At 72.8% G+C, this 18,344-nt stretch carries 19 protein-coding genes; 13 read left to right on the forward strand and 6 right to left on the reverse strand.

The window, feature by feature from the left end:
• The first annotated feature begins 147 nt into the window (after positions 1-147).
• The 3 genes from D1350_RS19710 to D1350_RS19720 are packed head-to-tail and all read left to right on the forward strand — an operon-like array spanning position 148 to position 2,549.
• Positions 148-729 carry a DUF5998 family protein gene (locus D1350_RS19710; protein ID WP_125777760.1) on the forward strand — a complete coding sequence of 194 codons (582 nt, stop codon included), beginning with the start codon at positions 148-150 and terminating at the stop codon, positions 727-729.
• Positions 726-1,895, forward strand: a complete 1,170-nt coding sequence (locus tag D1350_RS19715) for an alkaline phosphatase family protein (RefSeq protein WP_125777761.1) — start codon at positions 726-728, stop codon at positions 1,893-1,895. Before D1350_RS19710 ends, D1350_RS19715 begins: the two co-directional genes overlap by 4 nt.
• Positions 1,896-1,904: 9 nt before the next feature.
• Positions 1,905-2,549 (forward strand): thymidine kinase, encoded by a 645-nt coding sequence (locus D1350_RS19720; protein WP_125777762.1) that lies wholly within the window; start codon positions 1,905-1,907, stop codon positions 2,547-2,549.
• Between the two features lie 6 nt (positions 2,550-2,555).
• Here D1350_RS19720 and D1350_RS19725 read toward each other — a convergent pair whose 3' ends face one another.
• Both D1350_RS19725 and sepH read right to left on the reverse strand, forming a co-directional pair.
• Complete coding sequence (locus tag D1350_RS19725; RefSeq protein WP_125777763.1) at positions 2,556-3,011, reverse strand: pyridoxamine 5'-phosphate oxidase family protein; 456 nt, start codon at positions 3,009-3,011, stop codon at positions 2,556-2,558.
• A 39-nt stretch (positions 3,012-3,050) separates the two neighbouring features.
• Positions 3,051-4,454 carry a septation protein SepH gene (gene sepH, locus D1350_RS19730; protein ID WP_164545241.1) on the reverse strand — a complete coding sequence of 468 codons (1,404 nt, stop codon included), beginning with the start codon at positions 4,452-4,454 and terminating at the stop codon, positions 3,051-3,053.
• Positions 4,455-4,619: 165 nt separating this feature from the next.
• Here sepH and D1350_RS19735 point away from each other — a divergent pair, with 165 nt between their 5' ends.
• From D1350_RS19735 to D1350_RS19745, 3 genes are all read left to right on the forward strand, one after another.
• On the forward strand, positions 4,620-5,270 hold the full coding sequence (locus D1350_RS19735) for a trimeric intracellular cation channel family protein (RefSeq protein ID WP_240644232.1): 651 nt from the start codon (positions 4,620-4,622) through the stop codon (positions 5,268-5,270).
• A 2-nt stretch (positions 5,271-5,272) separates the two neighbouring features.
• The gene (locus D1350_RS19740; RefSeq protein ID WP_240644233.1) at positions 5,273-6,154 is read left to right on the forward strand and encodes an inositol monophosphatase family protein; all 882 of its coding nucleotides are present in this window, start codon (positions 5,273-5,275) and stop codon (positions 6,152-6,154) included.
• A gap of 349 nt (positions 6,155-6,503) precedes the next feature.
• The gene (locus D1350_RS19745) at positions 6,504-6,803 is read left to right on the forward strand and encodes a DUF4193 domain-containing protein (protein ID WP_125777766.1); all 300 of its coding nucleotides are present in this window, start codon (positions 6,504-6,506) and stop codon (positions 6,801-6,803) included.
• Between the two features lie 222 nt (positions 6,804-7,025).
• On the opposite strand, the gene D1350_RS19750 is transcribed toward D1350_RS19745, so the two are convergent.
• The gene (locus D1350_RS19750) at positions 7,026-7,484 is read right to left on the reverse strand and encodes a DUF3093 domain-containing protein (protein WP_125777767.1); all 459 of its coding nucleotides are present in this window, start codon (positions 7,482-7,484) and stop codon (positions 7,026-7,028) included.
• Positions 7,485-7,562: 78 nt separating this feature from the next.
• Between D1350_RS19750 and dut the strand changes: the two genes are divergently transcribed.
• The 4 genes from dut to D1350_RS19770 all read left to right on the forward strand — a co-directional run bounded on the left by dut (position 7,563) and on the right by D1350_RS19770 (position 10,131).
• On the forward strand, positions 7,563-8,051 hold the full coding sequence (dut, locus tag D1350_RS19755) for a dUTP diphosphatase (RefSeq protein WP_125777768.1): 489 nt from the start codon (positions 7,563-7,565) through the stop codon (positions 8,049-8,051).
• Positions 8,052-8,141: 90 nt separating this feature from the next.
• Complete coding sequence (locus D1350_RS19760) at positions 8,142-8,891, forward strand: DUF3710 domain-containing protein (RefSeq protein ID WP_125777769.1); 750 nt, start codon at positions 8,142-8,144, stop codon at positions 8,889-8,891.
• Between the two features lie 24 nt (positions 8,892-8,915).
• A complete protein-coding gene (locus tag D1350_RS19765; RefSeq protein WP_125777770.1) occupies positions 8,916-9,284 on the forward strand; it encodes an OB-fold nucleic acid binding domain-containing protein in 369 nt (122 codons plus the stop codon).
• A gap of 43 nt (positions 9,285-9,327) precedes the next feature.
• Positions 9,328-10,131 (forward strand): DUF3159 domain-containing protein, encoded by an 804-nt coding sequence (locus tag D1350_RS19770; RefSeq protein ID WP_125777771.1) that lies wholly within the window; start codon positions 9,328-9,330, stop codon positions 10,129-10,131.
• A 29-nt stretch (positions 10,132-10,160) separates the two neighbouring features.
• Here the strand turns inward: D1350_RS19770 and D1350_RS19775 are convergent, their stop codons facing one another.
• Both D1350_RS19775 and D1350_RS19780 read right to left on the reverse strand, forming a co-directional pair.
• Positions 10,161-10,922, reverse strand: coding sequence for a potassium channel family protein (locus D1350_RS19775; RefSeq protein WP_125777772.1), 762 nt, complete (start codon positions 10,920-10,922; stop codon positions 10,161-10,163).
• Positions 10,922-11,575 carry a potassium channel family protein gene (locus D1350_RS19780; RefSeq protein WP_125777841.1) on the reverse strand — a complete coding sequence of 218 codons (654 nt, stop codon included), beginning with the start codon at positions 11,573-11,575 and terminating at the stop codon, positions 10,922-10,924. The genes D1350_RS19775 and D1350_RS19780 overlap by 1 nt, the downstream gene beginning before the upstream one ends.
• Positions 11,576-11,654: 79 nt before the next feature.
• On the opposite strand from D1350_RS19780, the gene D1350_RS19785 reads away from it, so the two are divergent.
• Together D1350_RS19785 and D1350_RS19790 are read left to right on the forward strand one after the other, a co-directional pair.
• Positions 11,655-13,655 carry an APC family permease gene (locus D1350_RS19785; RefSeq protein ID WP_125777773.1) on the forward strand — a complete coding sequence of 667 codons (2,001 nt, stop codon included), beginning with the start codon at positions 11,655-11,657 and terminating at the stop codon, positions 13,653-13,655.
• 53 nt (positions 13,656-13,708) lie between these two features.
• Positions 13,709-14,983, forward strand: coding sequence for a class I SAM-dependent RNA methyltransferase (locus tag D1350_RS19790; protein ID WP_125777774.1), 1,275 nt, complete (start codon positions 13,709-13,711; stop codon positions 14,981-14,983).
• 88 nt (positions 14,984-15,071) lie between these two features.
• Here D1350_RS19790 and D1350_RS19795 read toward each other — a convergent pair whose 3' ends face one another.
• Complete coding sequence (locus tag D1350_RS19795; RefSeq protein WP_125777775.1) at positions 15,072-15,299, reverse strand: hypothetical protein; 228 nt, start codon at positions 15,297-15,299, stop codon at positions 15,072-15,074.
• 205 nt (positions 15,300-15,504) lie between these two features.
• Here D1350_RS19795 and acnA point away from each other — a divergent pair, with 205 nt between their 5' ends.
• Entirely contained in the window at positions 15,505-18,267 is a 2,763-nt protein-coding gene (gene acnA / locus D1350_RS19800) for an aconitate hydratase AcnA (RefSeq protein WP_125777776.1), read from the forward strand.
• Positions 18,268-18,344 lie beyond the last annotated feature (77 nt).

Genomic DNA, 18,344 nt, shown 5'->3' on the forward strand with positions numbered 1-18,344 from the left:
GGGCCCCTCGTCCGCGACCAGGTAGCTGTTCCCCGTCTGGCAGCGAGACGGGGAACAGCTACCTGTTCGCGCCGCCAGCACCCCCCGGAGTCGAACCGCCCGTCCAGGGGCGAGACCTCGTGGGTCTCCCCGTGGGACAATGTCGCCGTGCCACACGCTGTTTCCGACGCCCGCCATGACCTGACCGCGCGCCTCCACCGGGCCGGCTACTACCCGGAGCTGGTCGCGGACGTCCTCGACGTCGCGCTCGCCGACGAGGCGGTGGTGGCGCACCTGGTGCAGGCCGAGACCACCTTCGACTCCGAGGTGCGCCGCCACCTGACGGTCATGGTCCTCACGCCCACGCGCCTGGTGACTGCCCACGTCGACGACCAGCCGTCGGACGGCGAGCAGGTCAAGGTCACGCAGGCCGCGGCCACCACGGAGGCCGTCCCGCTGCGGGAGGTCCGCTCGGTGGCGCTCACCCACGTGGTGTCGGAGCCCGAGAAGCACCCGCGCGGCGAGGGCACGCGCGAGGTCACGCTGGCGATCGGGTGGGGCGCGGTGTCGCGCATCGACCTGGAGCCGGCGTCGTGCCCCGACCCGTCGTGCGACGCGGACCACGGCCTGACCGGCCAGCTCACCCCGGACGACGTGGTGGTGCGCGTCTCCAGCGCCGCCGAGGGTGCGGACGCCGTGCGGTCGGCTGTCGCCTTCGCCCGCGCGCTGTCGCGGGCCACCTCTGCATGACCCAGGTGCTTCCCGAGGGGCTCGTCGCCCCCGCCTACGACCTGTCGAGCCTCGCGGCGGTGCTGCCCGCGGCCGCAGGAGCGCTGGGCCACGAGCTCACCACCGCCACCGGGATCGAGTCGATCACCGCGCGGCAGGCCCTCGGGCTGCCCGAGGCAGATCGTGTCGTGGTGGTCCTGGTCGACGGTCTGGGCCTGCACAACCTGGCCGAGCGCGGCGGGCACGCGCCCTTCCTGCGCGGCCTGCTCGCGGGCGGGCAGTCGCTGACGTCGAGCTTCCCGAGCACCACGGCGGCAGGTCTGGCGACCCTGGGGACGGGGACCGCGCCGGGCCTCACCAACATGCTCGGGTACACGCAGCGGAACCCGGAGACGGGCCGGCTCGCGGCGATGGTGCAGTGGCGCGAGCTCGGCGACCCCGTGGACGTCCAGCGCGAGCCCACCGTCTTCGAGACGCTGACCGCGCGTGGCGTGCCCGTGACGAGCCCCGGCCCGGCCAAGTTCGCGGGCTCCGGCATGACGCTCGCCGCGCTGCGTGGACCTCGGTACGAGACCGCCGAGTCGTTCGAGGCGCGCGTCGACGCCACGGCCCGCGTGCTCCGCGCCGCCCCGGGCCTGGTCTACCTGTACCAGGGCGACGTGGACAAGACGGGCCACAAGCACGGCTGGCAGTCCTGGCAGTGGGGCGACGCCCTGGAGGCCACCGACCGCGAGCTGCGCCGCCTGTCCCGGTCGGTGCCGCGCGGCACGCTCATCCTGGTGACCGCCGACCACGGCCAGATCATGTCCGACGCCACCCTCCAGTGGGACGCGGCCACCGACCCCGCCCTGTCCGCTGGAGTGGCGATGATCGGTGGCGAGCCCCGTGCCATGCACGTCTACGCGGCGCCCGGCGCCGACTCCGCGGCCGTGGCCGCCCGCTGGCGGGACCGCCTCGGCGAGAACGCCGTGGTCCTCGACCGCGCGGAGTCCGTGGCCGCCGGCTGGTTCGGTCCCGTCGCGGAGCACGTGCTCCCGGGCATCGGCGACGTGGTCGTCGCGATGACCGGGCGCGCCACCGTGGTCGACTCGCGCGTCCACTCCGCCGAAGCGCGGGCCCTGCCCGGCGTGCATGGCTCCCTCACCCCGCACGAGATGATCGTGCCGCTCCTGACCGCCGTCGCCTGAGGAGGAACCGTGGCCGAGCTCGTCTTCTTCTCCGGGACCATGGATTCCGGCAAGTCCACCCTTGCCCTCCAGATGGACCACAACTACGGCGCGCGAGGCCGTGCCGGGCTGATCTACACCCGTGGTGACCGCGCCGGGTCGGCGCGCATCTCGTCGCGCCTCGGGCTCGAGGCCGGCGCGCGGGAGGTGACGGACGACACCGACTTCTGGTCCGAGGTGGCCGACGAGCACCGCGACGGCCGCGCCGTGGACCACGTGGTCTGCGACGAGGCGCAGTTCTACTCGCCGGAGCAGGTGGAGCAGCTCGCGCGCCTGGTCGACGAGATGGAGGTCGACGTCTTCGCGTTCGGCATCACCACCGACTTCCGCACCCGCCTCTTCCCGGGCTCGGCACGGCTCATCGAGCTCGCGGACCGCATCGAGGTGCTGCAGGTGCAGTCCCTCTGCTGGTGCGGCGCGCGTGCCACGCACAACGCCCGCACGGTGGGCGGGATCATGGTGGTCGAGGGCGAGCAGGTGGTCATCGGCGACGTCGCGAACGGCGCGGCCGGCGAGGTGGCGTACGAGGTGCTGTGCCGCCGCCACCACATGCGCCGCATGACGGCCGACACGTCCCGCCGCCGTGCCAGCTCCGCCCAGGTGCTCTGGGGCTAGCCCCGCTCAGACCACCCAGGCGCCGTCCCGCATGATCGTCCGGCCGGCGATCTCGTCGGCCTCGCGCCAGGCCTGGATCCGTCGCGGCGCCAGCACGAGGTACTGGTAGGTGCCGCCGCTCGCCCGCGGGTCCCAGTCGGCCTGGGCGGCGTACGCCTCGCCGACCTCTCCTGCGTCCGCGACGGGGAGGGTGGCCTCCAGGACGACGTCGGCCACCACGACGTCGCGCGTGGGGCCGACGGCGACCCGGGCGCGCACCGTGGCGGCGAGGTTGCGGGCCGTGACCGACGTACCGTCGAGGGCGATGACCAGGCGTTCGTCCACCCAGGCGATCGACAGGGGGACGAGGTGCGCCGCCCCGCCGTCGGCCGTGGCCACCCAGGCGTCCTGGTGACGGGTCGACAGCCGGGCGAGCGCGTCAGCCTTGCGCTGAGCGGTGGGACGGATCGTCAGGTCTGGCATGTGCGCCATCGTAGGACGCGCTACCGACACGCCCGGGGATCACCCCTCGGGGCGTGCCCCGAAGACGATCTCGTCCCAGCTCGGCACCTGCGCACGCCCCTTGCGGGCGGGACGACGGCCCTGTGCCGTCTTGGGGCTCGCCTTGGGCTTGACCGGCTCCTCGGCCGACGGCGCCGGGGCTCGCGCGGCCGCGGCCGTCGCCGCCGCACGGGCGGGCTCGGGCTCCGGGATCTCCCAGCGGCTCGGACCCTCCCAGTCGAGGTCGGCGGCCTCGGGGGTCACCGGGCCGTTCGACTCGTCCGACAGCCCGGTGCCGCGACCGCGGTCGGGACCCGGGCCGTCGTCGGGCGGAGGTCCGGGGTGGCCGGTGCCGGCCGGGTGGCCCGAACGGCCGAGGGCCGCGCCGCCGTCCTGCCGGGGACCGACGCCGGGCATGGACGGGCGTCCGGCGCCGCGCCGGGACCCGAGGTCGACCACGCTCGCCGCGGGCGCCGGAGCGTCGGCGGCGTCGTCGTCCGTGCCCGGGTGCCCGCCCGGGCCGCCGGACCCGCCGGACCCGGACGACCTGCCGGACCCGCTGCTCGGTCCACCGCCCGTGTCACCGGGCTGCCCGCCCCCGCCGCTCGGAGGCCGGCCGCCGCCCGCCCCGCGGCGGGGAGCCAGCTCGGCGAGCGTGAGCTCACCGAGCTCGAGCTCGTCGGGCCCGTCGGAGGGGTGCGCCGTGCCCGGGCGGCGTGAGGGCCGCTGGCCCCGGCGCTCGGACAGGTCGTCGAGGAGGAGGTCGGTGTCGTCGGACTCCGGGGCGGGCGGGCGCGTACGAGAGCGCCCCTCGGGCAGGGCGGAGACGCTGGAGAGGTGCTGCCCGCCGTCGTCGGGCAGCGCGAGCCAGCGTGCCTCGTCGTCGAGCGTGGTCACGACCATGCCGCGCGGGTCGAAGGTCCACCGGCCCACGCGGGCCTTGCCCGCCGTCTCGAACGAGACCTGGACCACCCAGGGCGCCATGCCGTCGCGCCGTGCCGTCCAGATGGCGTCCTCCGGGCGCACGCCTCGCGAGGCGAGGCGCGCGTCGACGAGCTCGCCGAGCGTCGTGGACGACCGGCTGTCGCCCTCCTCGCCGGCCACGGCCCGGGTCCGGACCCGGCGGATGGCGTGCTCACGCTCGGCCATCACGGGGTACTCGAAGCGCCGCACGTGCTCCACCGGGAGACCGGAGGCCTCTGCCAGCTCCTCGCACGTGGACCCGGCGCGGAGCCGGGCCTGGATCTCCCGCGGGCGCAGCGTCGACTCCTCCTGGGCCCGGATGCTCTCGAGCCGAGGACGGTCGCCGCGGATGGCCGCGCGCAGGGCGTCGGTGATCGGCAGGGTGCTCTGGGTGCCGTCGGGTGCGGTGAGGACGAGGCGCTCACCGTCCTCGTGCAACCTCACGAGCTCCAGCTCGTCCATGCCGTCCTCCTTGCGAAAGGGATCACGCCCGAGACTGCCACCATGGCGCAAGATGACGGCGGAGGCGCGTCGGTGTGCCGCGTTGTCCGGCCCACTCCCGCGCATTTTGTCGTACTTCCTGGGTTCCTGCCCGCACGTGGGCTCCCGAGGGCCGATGATTGCCGCGTGGCGATCGACTCCGTCCTCGAGATCATCGGGGTGTTCTTCGCGGCCCTCTCCGGAGGGCTCGCGGCCGTGCGCAAGAGCTTTGACGTCTTCGGGGTGGTGGTCCTGGCCTGGGCCGCGGGGCTCGGCGGAGGGATCCTGCGCGACGTCCTGATCGGCGACACGCCGCCGGTCGGCATCTCGGACCCCCGGCTCGTCGGGACGGCGCTCCTGGCCGGGGTCGTCATCTTCTTCCTCCACCCGGGACTGGCCCGGATGCGCCCGGCGGTGGTGGCGCTCGACGCCGGGGCCCTGGCCTTCTTCGTGCTCCAGGGAACCACCAAGGGCCTGGAGCACGGTGCGGGCCTGCTCGCGTCGGTGGTCGTGGGCGTGCTGACCGGCATCGGCGGGGGAGTGCTGCGCGACATGCTCGTGGGCGAGATCCCCCTCGTCTTCGCCGACCGCCAGCTCTACGCGATCCCCGCTGTCGTGGGCGCGGGCCTCACGGCCACGCTCTGGCACTTCGACGCACTGACGGTCCTCACCCAGGCGGGCGTGGTGGTCGTGGTGCTCGGCTTCCGCCTCCTCTCGCTGTGGCGCGGCTGGGTCGCGCCGCAGGCCTCCCAGGGCTGGACGGGCAGGTGGGGTCGATTCGGGTCGGGCAGGATGTGAGCGTGACCGCTATCCCGCCCCTGCCCGACATCCCGCCCCTGCCCGACGACGTCTCCGTCACCTCCCTGCGCAAGCTCGCCGAGCGCCTGGCCACCACGGCCGGCGCGTACGTGCGTGAGCACCGGCCCGAGCACGTGGTCGTGGCCGACACGAAGTCGAGCGAGGTGGACCCGGTCACCGCGATGGACCGCGCGGTCGAGGAGCTGCTCCGGTCGATGATCGCCGCGGAGCGGCCGGACGACGCGATCCTCGGCGAGGAGGGCGACGACGTGGCCGGCACCAGCGGTCTCACGTGGGTGGTCGACCCGATCGACGGCACGGTGAACTACCTGTACGGGGTGGCGGGGTTCGCGGTGTCCGTCGCGGTCGTGGCGGGACCGCCCCGGCCGGGGGAGTGGACGCAGCTCGCCGGGTGCGTGCACTCGGTGCCCGACGGCCGCACGTGGACCGCCGGCCTGGGGGAGGGCGCCACCCGTGACGGCGTGCCGGTACGGGTCAGCACGCCCGCCTCCCTGGCGACGTCCCTGGTCGGCACCGGGTTCGGCTACGACGCGCGGCGGCGCACGCACCAGGCGCAGGTCCTGACCAGGCTGATCGGTCACGTCCGCGACATCCGCCGGCTGGGGGCCGCCTCGATCGACCTCTGCCTCCTCGCCGAGGGCGCCCTGGACCTCTACTACGAGCGTGGTCTCAACCCGTGGGACGTCGCCGCAGGCTCGCTCGTGGCGAGCGAGGCGGGCGCGGTGGTCACCGGGCTGCACGGCCGGCCCGAGGGGATCGACATGACGGTCGTGGGCGGGCCGGGTCTTGTGCGGGAGCTCGTGGCGCTCCTCGAGGAGGCCGGGGCTGACGGCGACGGAGACCCTTCCGACAGGGTCGTGTGACACCAGCGTGAGCAGGATCACCCGGTCGATTTCTTGCCGATCCGATCGGGTGAGCCCGAGCTCGGCGAGAACACGTCATTGGGTCATTACCTAATGCATCGTTGCAGGTCAGGGCGGCGTGATGTGGCTAACACGCTCACATGTCGCATGCCTCCCGGATTTGGTGCACAATCCGGGGGCCGACTTGGGAACAAAACCGGGGCCGCGTGCATTATCAGCGCGTACCCCCATACCGCGGCACAGCCGATCGGCTGTTGTCAAGGGTATGGCGCTCCGGCCCGGGGCGGCGTCAGTCCCTGGGACATCCCGACGTTCCGACGCGACGACCGAACCATTGGAGAACCACCACATGGCAACTGACTACGACGCCCCCCGCAAGACCGACGAGGACGTCGAGCAGGACTCGATCCAGGAGCTGCAGGCTCGCCGCTCGGACAAGTCCTCTGGTGTTGTGGACGAGGACGAGACCGAGGCGGCGGAAGGCTTCGAGCTGCCCGGCGCCGACCTCTCCGGCGAAGAGCTCTCCGTCCGCGTGCTCCCGCGCCAGGCGGACGAGTTCACCTGCTCGAGCTGCTTCCTGGTGCACCACCGGAGCCAGCTCGCCTACGAGCGCAACGGGCAGCAGATCTGCACCGAGTGCGCCGCCTGAGGCCGGAGCGAACCGCAGGGTGGGGGCCGAGGAACGAGGCACCCGCCCGGAGGTGAGTGCAGGGCTCAGGTGGCAGAAGGTGCGGCCTGAGGCTGGACGGCTCTGCCTGAGACCGGACCCTCGACGACCAGGCTGTCACGGGAACGTGGCAGCCTTTGTCGTTCCTCGGGTCGGCCGACCGGCGGCCCCCGGGTCGGCGACGCCCCCGGGCCCGGTGGTGAGCTACCGGGCGCCCGAGATCGCGGCGACCAGGCGGTCGGGCCGGCGGGTGGAGACGAGCCAGTAGGGCGCCGGGTCGGACGGGTCGTCCAGGGCCACCTTGACGCCGGTACGGGCCCATGCGCGCAGGCAGACGTATGCGCGGCCGTCGAGGCCGGGCCCCAGCTCGTGGCGCATCGCCTCGACGTCCAGCGGCACCGGGTCCCCGAGCAGCCGGACCGGGACACGTGCCGAGCCGGCCCGCAGCTCGCCGTCGGCCACCTCCACCACGGGTGACGTCAGGGCGAGGGCGACCACGCACGCGACGCACACCGCGATCCCCGCGATCCCGCCCAGCAGATGGTCCACGGGCCAGAGGGCGATCGCGGCGATCGCGCCGAGGCCGACCGTCCCGAGCCAGCCGCCCGGTCCGGGCAGCAGTCGCTCACGGAAGTCGGAGGTGGTCGGGGTGGCGCCGCTCATGAGGACATCATCCCAGCCCGCGGCGGGTCGGAGGACGTCCGCGGCGCTTGTCGCGCCTGGTTGGCGTACAGTTCCCGCGTGCCTCACGACGACGGCAGCACGGTTGACGTGCTCCTCCGCCTGCTCGACGACGGCGTCCCCGTCCCCTCCTACGCCCACCCGGGCGACGCGGGCGCGGACCTGGTGACCACCGTGGACGTCGAGATCCCGCCCCAGGGCCGGGTGACCGTCCCCACGGGCGTCGCCATCGCCCTGCCCGACGGCTATGCGGCCTTCGTGCATCCTCGGTCGGGCCTCGCCGCGCGGCACGGGATCACGATCGTGAACGCGCCGGGCACCGTCGACGCCGGGTACCGCGGCGAGATCAAGGTGACGCTCCTCAACACCGACCCCGGCGAGCCCGTCCGGCTCTCGCGTGGCGACCGCGTCGCCCAGCTCGTGATCCAGAAGGTCGAGCGGGCGCGGTTCCTGCAGGCCGAGACGCTCCCCGGGTCGCACCGCGGCGACGGCGGCTTCGGGTCGAGCGGAGGCTGGGCCACGTCCGGCGTGGCGCCGAGCGCGGACTAGTGTTGAAACCGGCGGCACGTGCCGCCGGGAGCGAGCGTCGCACGGGACGTGCGGCGCCATGAGCGATGTGACGAGAGAAGGAGTCGGACTGTGGGTCTGTTCCGCCGGAGTGCAGCGAACGAGCCTGCCCAGGACGAGGCTGCCGAGAGCGAGAGCCGCCCGGCCTGGGACTCGGTGGCGTCCGAGCGGGAGCGTCCCGCTCAGGGACCGTTCGACCGGTCGCAGGTGGACCAGACCGGCCCGCGCGTGGACCTCGGCGCCATCTGGCTGCCCGTGCTGCCCGGCCTCGAGCTGCGCATGGAGATCGACAAGAAGACGCAGAAGGTCACGGGGGTGACGGCCGCGCTCGCGGGTTCCACCCTCCAGGTGCAGGCGTTCGCCGCTCCCCGCACCGACGGCATCTGGGACGAGATCCGGGCCGAGCTGGCCACGTCCGTGGCGCAGCAGGGCGGCACCGTGGACGACGTGCCGGGCGTGTTCGGGCGCGAGCTCCTCGTGCGCCTGCCCGCGACGGACCAGGAGGGCAAGCCCGCCGTCCGCCCGGCCCGCTTCGTCGGTGTCGACGGGCCCCGCTGGTTCCTCCGCGGCGTGCTCTCGGGCAAGGCGGCGCTGGACCACGAGGCGGCCCGGCAGCTCGAGTCGGTGTTCGCCAACATCGTCGTGGTGCGCGACCAGAGCCCCCGCCCCCCGCGGGACCTGCTCACGCTGACCCTTCCGAAGGCTCCCGGCCAGCGCGGCGAGGCCGGCGCTCCGGCGGCCACTGCGGGGCTCGAGGGCGTCACCCCGCAGGTGCCGTTCGACCCGCTGAAGCGCGGCCCGGAGATCACCGAGATCCGCTGAGGCAGCGGAGGAACGGGGAGAGCCATGACGCTGAGAGCCGTCGTGAAGAACGTGCTGGCCTCCAACGAGGAGGTCCGCGCGGAGGAGGAGCGCACCGACGCGGCCACCAACCGTGGTTGCTCCGCCGTCGCGAGCCTGACGGAACGTCGGCGGGGCAAGGCCGCCGGCGTTCTCCGCTCCGTGGTGCTGCGCCCGCGTGAGGGCGTGCCCACCGTGGAGGCCGAGCTCTACGACGGCTCGGGCTCCCTGGACCTCGTATGGCTCGGCCGCCGCACCATCGCCGGGATCGACCCCGGGCGCCGCATCCGTGTCGAGGGCATGGTCTGCGACGTCGGCGGGCGACGCACCATGTTCAACCCGCGCTACGAGCTGCGCCCGCGCCAGGACGAGTGACGCGCGCTCCAGCCTGTGGGGCGCGTCGGGCAGAATGGGCAGCATGACTGACACGCCTGGTCCTGAGTCCGCCGGCAGCGAGACCACCCGTACGGGCGTGCGCGCCGTGACGGCCGACTCCTTCTCCCTGGCCGACGCCGTAGGCGGGGTGCGCGGGCTCGCGGAGTCGGTGGCGCCGGGCCTCGTCTTCGTGGTCGCGTACGTGACGACGCGCGACCTGATGATCTCGATCGTGGCCTCCGCCGGGGTGGCCGTGCTGGCCACCGTGGTGCGTCTGCTGCAGCGCACCCCGGTGACGCAGGCGGTCGGTGGGCTGCTGGGCATCGTCGTCGGCGTGATCTGGGCGTGGACCTCCGGCGAGGCCGAGGACTTCTACCTTCCCGGTCTGTGGACCAACGCGATCTACGGCGTGGTGCTCCTCGTGACCGTCCTCATCCGGTGGCCCGCGGTCGGCTTCGTCGTCGAGGCCCTCCGCACGGGGTGGAGCCCCGACGCGCTGAAGACCGAGGCGAGCGACGCGCCCGGGGCGACCGGTCCGGCGTCGGGCAGCGACGACGACGCACCCCGCGACGACGCGGCCGGCGACGACGCGGCCGACGACGACCAGCCCAGCCCGTTCGCGGGCCTCACCGCCTGGCGTGACGACCCGGCGAAGGTGCGCCGCTACTCGATCGCGACGTGGCTGTGGGTGGGCATGTTCGCGCTGCGCCTGGCGGTCAAGGTGCCCCTCTACTTCGCGGGCGACGTCGCCTGGCTGGGCACGTTCCACCTGGTCCTGGGCGTGCCGCTGTGGGCGCTCGTGCTGTTCCTCACCTGGGTCGTGGTGCGCGCGCCGCGCACCGCCTGAGCCCCGGCGCCGGGGCTCAGGGGCCAGGCTCAGGGAGCCGGCGACGCCTCAGGCGACGTCTTAGGCGACGCCTCGGGCGACGCCTCGGGCGACGCCTCGGGCGACGCCTCGGGCGACGTCTCGGGCGACGCCTCCGGCGTGAGCAGCCGCTGCAGCGCCTCCTCGTCCACGTCGCGGCCGGTGACGAGCAGCAGCTCGTCGCCCGCCTCGAGCGTGTCGTCGCTGCTGGGCGCGATGGGGCGCCCGTCGCGGACGATGGCCGCGAGCGCCGTGTCGACGGGCCAGGCGACCTGGCCCACGCGGGTGCCTGCCAGGGGTGAGCCGGCGGGGAGCGTCAGCTCGAGGATGTCCGCGCCGGACTGGTGGAAGGTGAAGATCCGCACCAGGTCGCCGACGGCCACGGCCTCCTCGACCATGGCCGTCATGATGCGCGGCGTGGACACCGCCACGTCCACGCCCCAGGACTGGTCGAACATCCACTCGTTCTTGGGGTTGTTCACCCGGGCGACGGTGCGCGGCACGCCGAACTCCGTCTTGGCGAGCAGCGACACCACGAGGTTGACCTTGTCGTCGCCGGTGGCGGCGACCACCACGTCGCAGCTCTCCAGCTCGGCGCTCTCCAGGGACGAGAGCTCGCAGGCGTCCGCGAGGATCCAGTCGGCCTCGGGCACCTGGGCCACACGCATGGCGGCCGGGCTCTTGTCGACGAGCAGGACGTCGTGGTCGTGACCGATGAGCTCCCGGGCGATCGAGCGCCCCACCGATCCGGCGCCGACGATGACGACGCGCATCAGTCCTCCTTGGTGTGGGGTGCGTGGGTGAGCGCGCGCTCGACGGCGTCGGCGTCCGCGGCCTGGAGCAGGACGTGCAGCTCGTCGTTCTCCTGGAGCACGGTGTCCGGCCGGGCGAGGACACCTTCGGCGAAGCGGGCCAGGTAGGCGACGCGGCAGCCGGTGACCTCCTCGATCCGCCGCACGCTGCGGCCCACCCAACCCGGGTGGTAGTCGATCTGCACCAGGCGCACGTGCCCGGACGGGTCGCGGTACTCGTCGGTGGCGCCGAGGGGCAGCATGCGGCGCAGCACCTGGTCGGCGGTCCAGCGGACCGTCGCGACCGTGGGGATCCCGAGGCGCTGGTAGATCTCCGCGCGGTGCGGGTCGTAGATCCGCGCCACCACGTTCTCCACCCCGTACGTCTCGCGGACCACGCGGGCCGCGAGGATGTTCGAGTTGTCGCCGTCGCTCACCGCAGCGAACGCGTAGGTGTCCTCGATGCCCGCCTGGACGAGGGTGTCGCGGTCGAAACCGACGCCGGTGACCTTCTTGCCGTCGAAGTCCGCAGGGAGCCTGCGGAACGCGTCGGGGTTCTGGTCGATCACCGCGACGGAGTGCCCGCGGGCCTCGATCGTCTGAGCGAGCGTGGAGCCTACGCGGCCGCAACCCATGATCACGAAGTGCACGATCGGAACGCTACCCCTTCGGCCGGTGCGCCGTCGGCCACGAGCAGGCATAGCATGGGCCGACGTGTCGGACATCGCAGATGCAGCCAAAAGATTGCTGCTCGGTCGCCCCGTTCGGAGCGAGAACCTGGGGCACACGCTCCTTCCCAAGCGCATCGCGCTGCCGGTGTTCGCCTCGGACGCGTTGTCGTCGGTCGCGTACGCGCCGGACGAGATCCTCCTGACCCTCGCGGTGGCCGGTCTGGCCGCCACCACGGTCTCGCCATGGGTCGGCCTCGCGGTGGTCGTCGTGTTCCTCGTGGTCGTGGCGTCGTACCGGCAGAACGTGCACGCCTACCCCTCGGGTGGTGGCGACTACGAGGTCGCCACGACGAACCTCGGGCCGGCTGCCGGCGTGGGGGTCGCGTCGGCCCTGCTCCTGGACTACGTGCTGACGGTGGCGGTGTCCATCTCGGCCGCGTCGCAGTACGCGGCGTCGGCGCTCCCGGCGTTGCGGGGGCACGAGGCGCTGGCGGCCGTGACCGCGGTGACGGTGCTCATGCTGATCAATCTCCGGGGCGTCAAGGAGTCCGGGTCGTTCTTCGCGATCCCGACCTACCTGTTCATGTTCCTCATCGGCGCCCTCGCGCTGACCGGGACGTTCCGGCACTTCGCCGGGAACCTTCCGCGCGCGGAGAGCGCTGACCTGCAGCTCATCGCCGACTCGTCGTTCGACCAGGGGCTCACCGGCCTCGCCGGGGCGTTCCTGCTGGCCCGTGCGTTCGCGTCCGGTTGTGCCGCGCTCACCGGCGTGGAGTCGATCAGCAACGGCGTGCCCGCCTTCCGCAAGCCGAAGTCGCGCAACGCCGCGACGACCCTGGCGATGCTGGGCCTCATCTCGTCGACGATGATCATGGCGATCCTGTTCCTGGCCCAGGCCACCGGCGTCCAGTACGCCGAGGACCCGCACACGCAGTTCGCGCTGGACGGGCAGCCCTTGCCCGAGGGCTATGACCAGCACCCGGTCATCGGCCAGCTCGCCGAGGCGGTGTTCCAGGGCTTCCCGCCGGCGTTCTACGCCGTGTCGGCGGTGACCGGGCTGATCCTGGTGCTGGCGGCGAACACCGCGTTCAACGGGTTCCCGGTGCTGGGCTCGATCCTGGCGCGCGACGGCTACCTCCCGCGCCAGCTGCACACCCGTGGCGACCGCCTCGCCTTCTCGAACGGCATCGTGACGCTCGCCGTCACCGCCATCGTGCTGATCCTGGTGTTCGACGCCGAGGTGACCCGCCTCATCCAGCTCTACATCGTGGGCGTCTTCGTGTCGTTCACGCTGTCGCAGCTGGGCATGCTGCGGCACTGGTCGCGGCTCCTGAGGACGGAGCCGGACCCCGCCGCCCGCGCGCGGATGCGGCGCTCGCGTGTGGTGAACGGCGTGGGCTTCGCCATGACGGGCAGCGTGCTGGTCATCGTGCTGGTCACCAAGTTCACGCACGGGGCCTGGATCACGATCCTGGCCCTGGGCGTCCTCTTCCTGCTGATGCGGACCATCCGCAAGCACTACGACCGCGTCCGTGACGAGCTTGCCCTCGGCGACGACACGTCCGCCGCCCGGGCGCTGCCCAGCCGCGTCCACGCCATCGTGCTGGTCTCCAAGGTGCACAAGCCGACCCTGCGTGCCGTCTCCTACGCCCGCGCCTCGCGGCCGTCCGTCCTGGAGGCCGTCACGGTCGGCGTCGACAAGGCGGACGTCGCCGAGATGACGGCGGAGTGGGAGGCGCTCGACCTCCCGGTCCCGCTGCGCGTCCTCGACTCACCGTTCCGCGAGATCACGCGGCCCATCCTCAACTACGTGCGCTCGATCCGCCGGGAGTCGCCGCGCGACCTCATCGTCGTCTACATCCCCGAGTACGTGGTGGGGCACTGGTGGGAGCAGCTGCTGCACAACCAGAGCGCGCTGCGCCTCAAGGGCCGCCTCCTGTTCACGCCGGGCGTGGTCGTGGCGTCCGTGCCGTGGCAGCTCTCGTCCACGGAGGGCCAGACCGGCCTCGAGGGCGACACCTTCATGCAGGGGCGCCGCTTCTGAGACGTGACCCGCCTAACGGCGGCGTTGCCGGGAGGGGATGGGAGACTTGACCCATGCCCCGTACCCCGCGCACGACCACCCGTCATCGTCCCGCCGACCCCGCCGTGGGTCTGGAGGTCGAGCTCGAGGTCGGTCCCGTCGCCCACGGCGGGCACTGCGTCGCCCGCCACGAGGGCCGCGTGATCTTCGTGCGGCACACCCTGCCCGGTGAGCGTGTGCGCGCGGTCGTCACCGAGGGCGGGACCAACTTCTGGCGCGCCGACGCCGTCGAGGTGCTCGACGCCTCGGCCGACCGCGTGGAGCCCGCCTGGCCGGCCGCCGGCCCGGGTGGCGTGGGCGGCGGGGAGCTCTCCCACGTCGCGCTGCCGGCCCAGCGGCGCTGGAAGGCCGACGTGCTGGCCGAGCAGCTGCAACGCCTCGCCAAGATCGAGTGGGACGTCACCGTCGAGGCCGCCCCCGGCGACGAAGAGCGCGGTGGCCTCGCCTACCGCACCCGCATCGAGCTCGTAGCCGGCGCGGACGGGCGCCTCGGGATGCGCAAGCACCGCTCCCACGAGGTCGTCCCGATCAAGCCGCTGCCCAAGGGGATGCCGCTCGCCACCGCCGAGGTCGCGTCCCTCGCCTCCGACGAGGGCGTGCTGGACCGGTCCTGGGACCCGGACACGCGGGTCGAGCTCGTGGCGCCCGTCGGCGGCGAGCCCCTCGTGCTCGTCGACGGCGAGCCGTGGCACAAGGGGCACACCGACACCCGCCCCAACGCGCGCCGCGCCGTGACCGAGACGGTGGGCGACCACCGGTTCCGCCTCGCGGCCGAGGGGTTCTGGCAGGTCCACCGCGAGGCGCCTGCCCTGCTGACGCAGGCGGTCCTGGAGGCCGCAGGCGACCTCACCGAGGCGACGGTGCTCGACCTGTACTCCGGCGCGGGCCTCTTCACGGTGCCGCTCGCGACCGCGGTCGGGGAGCACGGCCGCGTCCTGGCCGTCGAGGGCGACGCGCGCGCCGTGAAGGACGCCCGCCGCAACGCGCACGACCTGCCCTGGGTGGAGCTCCACGAGGGCGCCGTCGAGGCAGCGCTCCAGGACACGGTTCCGGGCGTCGCCGACGTCGTCGTCCTCGACCCGCCGCGTTCCGGAGCCGGCCGAGCCGTCGTCGACGCCATCGCCGAGCGTCGCCCGTCGCGCATCGTCTACGTCGCGTGCGACCCGGCGGCCCTGGCCCGCGACGTCGCCTACCTGGCCGGCCACGGCTACACCCTGACCGGCCTGCGCGCCTTCGACCTCTTCCCCCACACCCACCACGTCGAGGCGGTCGCGCTGCTCACGCGCTGAGGCGTGAGGTCTCGCTTCGAGAACGCCATCCGGTATCGCCGCTGCTAGGGTTCCCGTACCCGATGGCGTCCTCGAAGCGGACGGCGGCTCAGCCCGGGTCGTGGGCGCCGGGAGCCGGGTCGTGGGCGGAGGCGGCCGGGTGAGTCTCGGCGACAAGGGTGGCGAGCTCGGCCGCCCGGGCGCGCACGGCGTCGTCGGACAGGCCTGCGGCGCTGGTCACGCCGAGCGCGACGAGGCGCTCGGCCTGCTCGGGCAGGGAGGGCAGGGTGGGGGCTGCGGACGGGGCGGACTGGGCGGGAGCGGGCGTCGTCGTCACGCGGGTCCCAACGGCCGGGCGAGGTCCGGTGTTCCCGCGGTCTCTGGATGTCGGGCAAGTATCTTGACGTCAAGATAAGTGCGCTATGCTGGCGGGAGCAGCCCGGCTTACGCTGGGCGGAGCCCCCAAGCCCCCGTGACGGCGGACGGAGCGCCCCGTTGCGCCACGTCCGCCCAAGCACATCAGCCCCGCAGAAGGAGCCGTAGTGAGCAGCGTGGACACGTTCGGATCGAAGGGAACGCTGGAGGTCGGAGGCAACTCCTACGAGATCTTCCGCCTCTCCGCCGTGGAGGGCGCCGAGCGCCTTCCCTACAGCCTCAAGATCCTCGCCGAGAACCTCCTGCGCACCGAGGACGGCGCCAACATCACGGCGGACCACGTGCGCGCCATCGCCGCGTGGGACCCCGACGCCCAGCCGGACACCGAGATCCAGTTCACGCCCGCCCGCGTGATCATGCAGGACTTCACCGGTGTGCCCTGCGTGGTCGACCTCGCCACGATGCGTGAGGCGGTGGCCGCCCTCGGTGGCGACGCCACGCGCATCAACCCGCTGGCCCCGGCCGAGATGGTCATCGACCACTCGGTGCAGATCGACGTGGCCGGGCGTGCGGACGCGTTCCAGCGCAACGTCGAGCTCGAGTACCAGCGCAACCACGAGCGCTACCAGTTCCTGCGCTGGGGCCAGACGGCGTTCGACGACTTCAAGGTCGTCCCGCCGGGCACCGGCATCGTGCACCAGGTCAACATCGAGTATCTGGCGCGCACCGTCATGACCCGTGAAGTGGACGGCGTCCTGCGTGCCTACCCCGACACCTGCGTCGGCACCGACTCGCACACCACGATGGTCAACGGCCTGGGCGTGCTCGGCTGGGGCGTCGGCGGCATCGAGGCGGAGGCGGCCATGCTCGGCCAGCCCGTGTCGATGCTCATCCCGCGTGTCGTGGGCTTCAAGCTCTCGGGCTCCATCCCGGCGGGCGTCACCGCCACCGACGTGGTGCTCACGATCACGCAGATGCTGCGCCAGCACGGCGTCGTCGGCAAGTTCGTCGAGTTCTACGGCGCCGGCGTGGCCCAGGTGCCGCTCGCGAACCGCGCCACCATCGGCAACATGTCGCCGGAGTTCGGCTCCACGGCCGCGATCTTCCCGATCGACACCGTGACGGTGGACTACCTGCGCCTGACGGGCCGGTCGGACGACCAGGTGGCCCTCGTCGAGGCGTACGCCAAGGAGCAGGGCCTCTGGCTCGACACCGACACGCCCGAGCCGGTGTTCTCGGAGTACCTCGAGCTGGACCTGTCGACGGTGGTCCCGTCGATCGCCGGCCCCAAGCGCCCGCAGGACCGCATCGAGCTGACGAACGCCAAGTCGGCGTTCATGCGCGACCTGCCCACCTACGCGCCCGAGGTCATGGACCTCGTGGACGAGGCCGAGAAGGAGTCGTTCCCCGCGTCCGACTCGCCGGCCATCACGCCCAACGGCCGCAAGCGCGTGCAGGTCACCAACAGCGAGGGCGCGGAGTTCGAGCTGTTCCACGGCGCCGTCGCCATCGCGTCGATCACGTCGTGCACCAACACCTCGAACCCGTCCGTGATGCTCGCCGCCGCGCTCCTCGCGAAGAAGGCGGTCGAGAAGGGTCTCGAGGCCAAGCCGTGGGTCAAGACCTCCATGGCGCCGGGCTCGCAGGTCGTGACCAACTACTACGAGAAGGCCGGCCTCTGGCCGTACCTCGAGAAGCTGGGCTTCCACCTGGTCGGCTACGGCTGCGGCACCTGCATCGGCAACTCCGGCCCGCTCGACGAGAAGGTGTCGGAGGCCGTCAACACGCACGACCTGGCGGTCGTCTCGGTGCTGTCGGGCAACCGCAACTTCGAGGGCCGCATCAACCCCGACGTGAAGATGAACTACCTCGCGTCGCCGCCGCTCGTCATCGCGTACGCGCTGGCCGGCACCATGGAGTTCGACTTCGACCACGACCCGCTCGGCCGGGACGATGCCGGCAACCCGGTGTTCCTCCGCGACATCTGGCCCACCGCCGAAGAGGTCGAGACCACGATCGCCTCATCGATCAACCGCGGCATGTTCGTCTCCGACTACGCCGACGTCTTCAAGGGCGACGAGCGCTGGGCCGCCCTCGAGACCCCCGAGGGCGACACGTTCGCCTGGGACCCCGAGTCGACCTACGTGCGCAAGCCCCCGTACTTCGACGGCATGGGCATCACGCCGGACCCGGTCACGGACATCGCCGGCGCCCGCGTGCTCGCGAAGCTCGGCGACTCGGTCACGACCGACCACATCAGCCCCGCCGGCTCCATCAAGGCGGACAGCCCGGCCGGCACGTACCTGGCCGAGCACGGCGTGGAGCGTCGCGACTTCAACTCCTACGGCTCGCGCCGTGGCAACCACGAGGTCATGATCCGCGGCACGTTCGCGAACATCCGACTCCGCAACCAGCTCCTGGCCGCGGAGAACGAGGGCGCCGGCGTCGAGGGCGGCTTCACGTTCAACTTCGTGAAGGGCGCGCAGGACACGATCTACGACGCCGCGCAGGACTACGCCGCCCAGGGGACCCCGCTCGTGGTGCTCGGTGGCAAGGAGTACGGCTCCGGCTCGTCCCGCGACTGGGCCGCCAAGGGCACCGCGCTCCTCGGTGTCCGGGCCGTCATCACCGAGAGCTTCGAGCGCATCCACCGCTCGAACCTCATCGGCATGGGTGTGCTGCCCCTGCAGTTCCCGGTGGGCGAGAACGCCGGGTCGCTGGGCCTGGACGGCACGGAGACCTTCGACATCAGCGGCATCACCGCGCTGAACGAGGGCACCACTCCGACGACGGTCCACGTGACCGCCGCCAAGGCGGACGGCTCCGTCGTCGAGTTCGACGCCGTGGTGCGCATCGACACCCCGGGCGAGGCGGACTACTACCGCAACGGCGGCATCCTGCAGTACGTGCTGCGGTCGCTGGTCGGCTGACCCGCTCGCGCGATCTTGTGCCCGACGCCGGTCGCTCGCCTCTCCCCGAGGCGGGCGGCCGGCGTCGGCTCGGCTCG

This window comes from Antribacter gilvus (assembly GCF_003946865.1).
In the GTDB taxonomy this organism is placed as follows: Bacteria; Actinomycetota; Actinomycetes; order Actinomycetales; family Cellulomonadaceae; genus Antribacter; species Antribacter gilvus.

Bases quoted from the DNA above. Each gene is read 5' to 3' on its own strand.
- D1350_RS19775 (WP_125777772.1), bottom strand. From the start codon at position 10,922: ATGCGCGTCGTCATCGTCGGCGCCGGATCGGTGGGGCGCTCGATCGCC.
- D1350_RS19770 (WP_125777771.1), top strand. From the start codon at position 9,328: ATGACTGACACGCCTGGTCCTGAGTCCGCCGGCAGCGAGACCACCCGT.
- D1350_RS19750 (WP_125777767.1), bottom strand. From the start codon at position 7,484: ATGAGCGGCGCCACCCCGACCACCTCCGACTTCCGTGAGCGACTGCTG.
- D1350_RS19765 (WP_125777770.1), top strand. From the start codon at position 8,916: ATGACGCTGAGAGCCGTCGTGAAGAACGTGCTGGCCTCCAACGAGGAG.
- D1350_RS19745 (WP_125777766.1), top strand. From the start codon at position 6,504: ATGGCAACTGACTACGACGCCCCCCGCAAGACCGACGAGGACGTCGAG.
- D1350_RS19790 (WP_125777774.1), top strand. From the start codon at position 13,709: ATGCCCCGTACCCCGCGCACGACCACCCGTCATCGTCCCGCCGACCCC.
- D1350_RS19725 (WP_125777763.1), bottom strand. From the start codon at position 3,011: ATGCCAGACCTGACGATCCGTCCCACCGCTCAGCGCAAGGCTGACGCG.
- sepH (WP_164545241.1), bottom strand. From the start codon at position 4,454: ATGGACGAGCTGGAGCTCGTGAGGTTGCACGAGGACGGTGAGCGCCTC.
- D1350_RS19780 (WP_125777841.1), bottom strand. From the start codon at position 11,575: ATGGGTTGCGGCCGCGTAGGCTCCACGCTCGCTCAGACGATCGAGGCC.
- D1350_RS19715 (WP_125777761.1), top strand. From the start codon at position 726: ATGACCCAGGTGCTTCCCGAGGGGCTCGTCGCCCCCGCCTACGACCTG.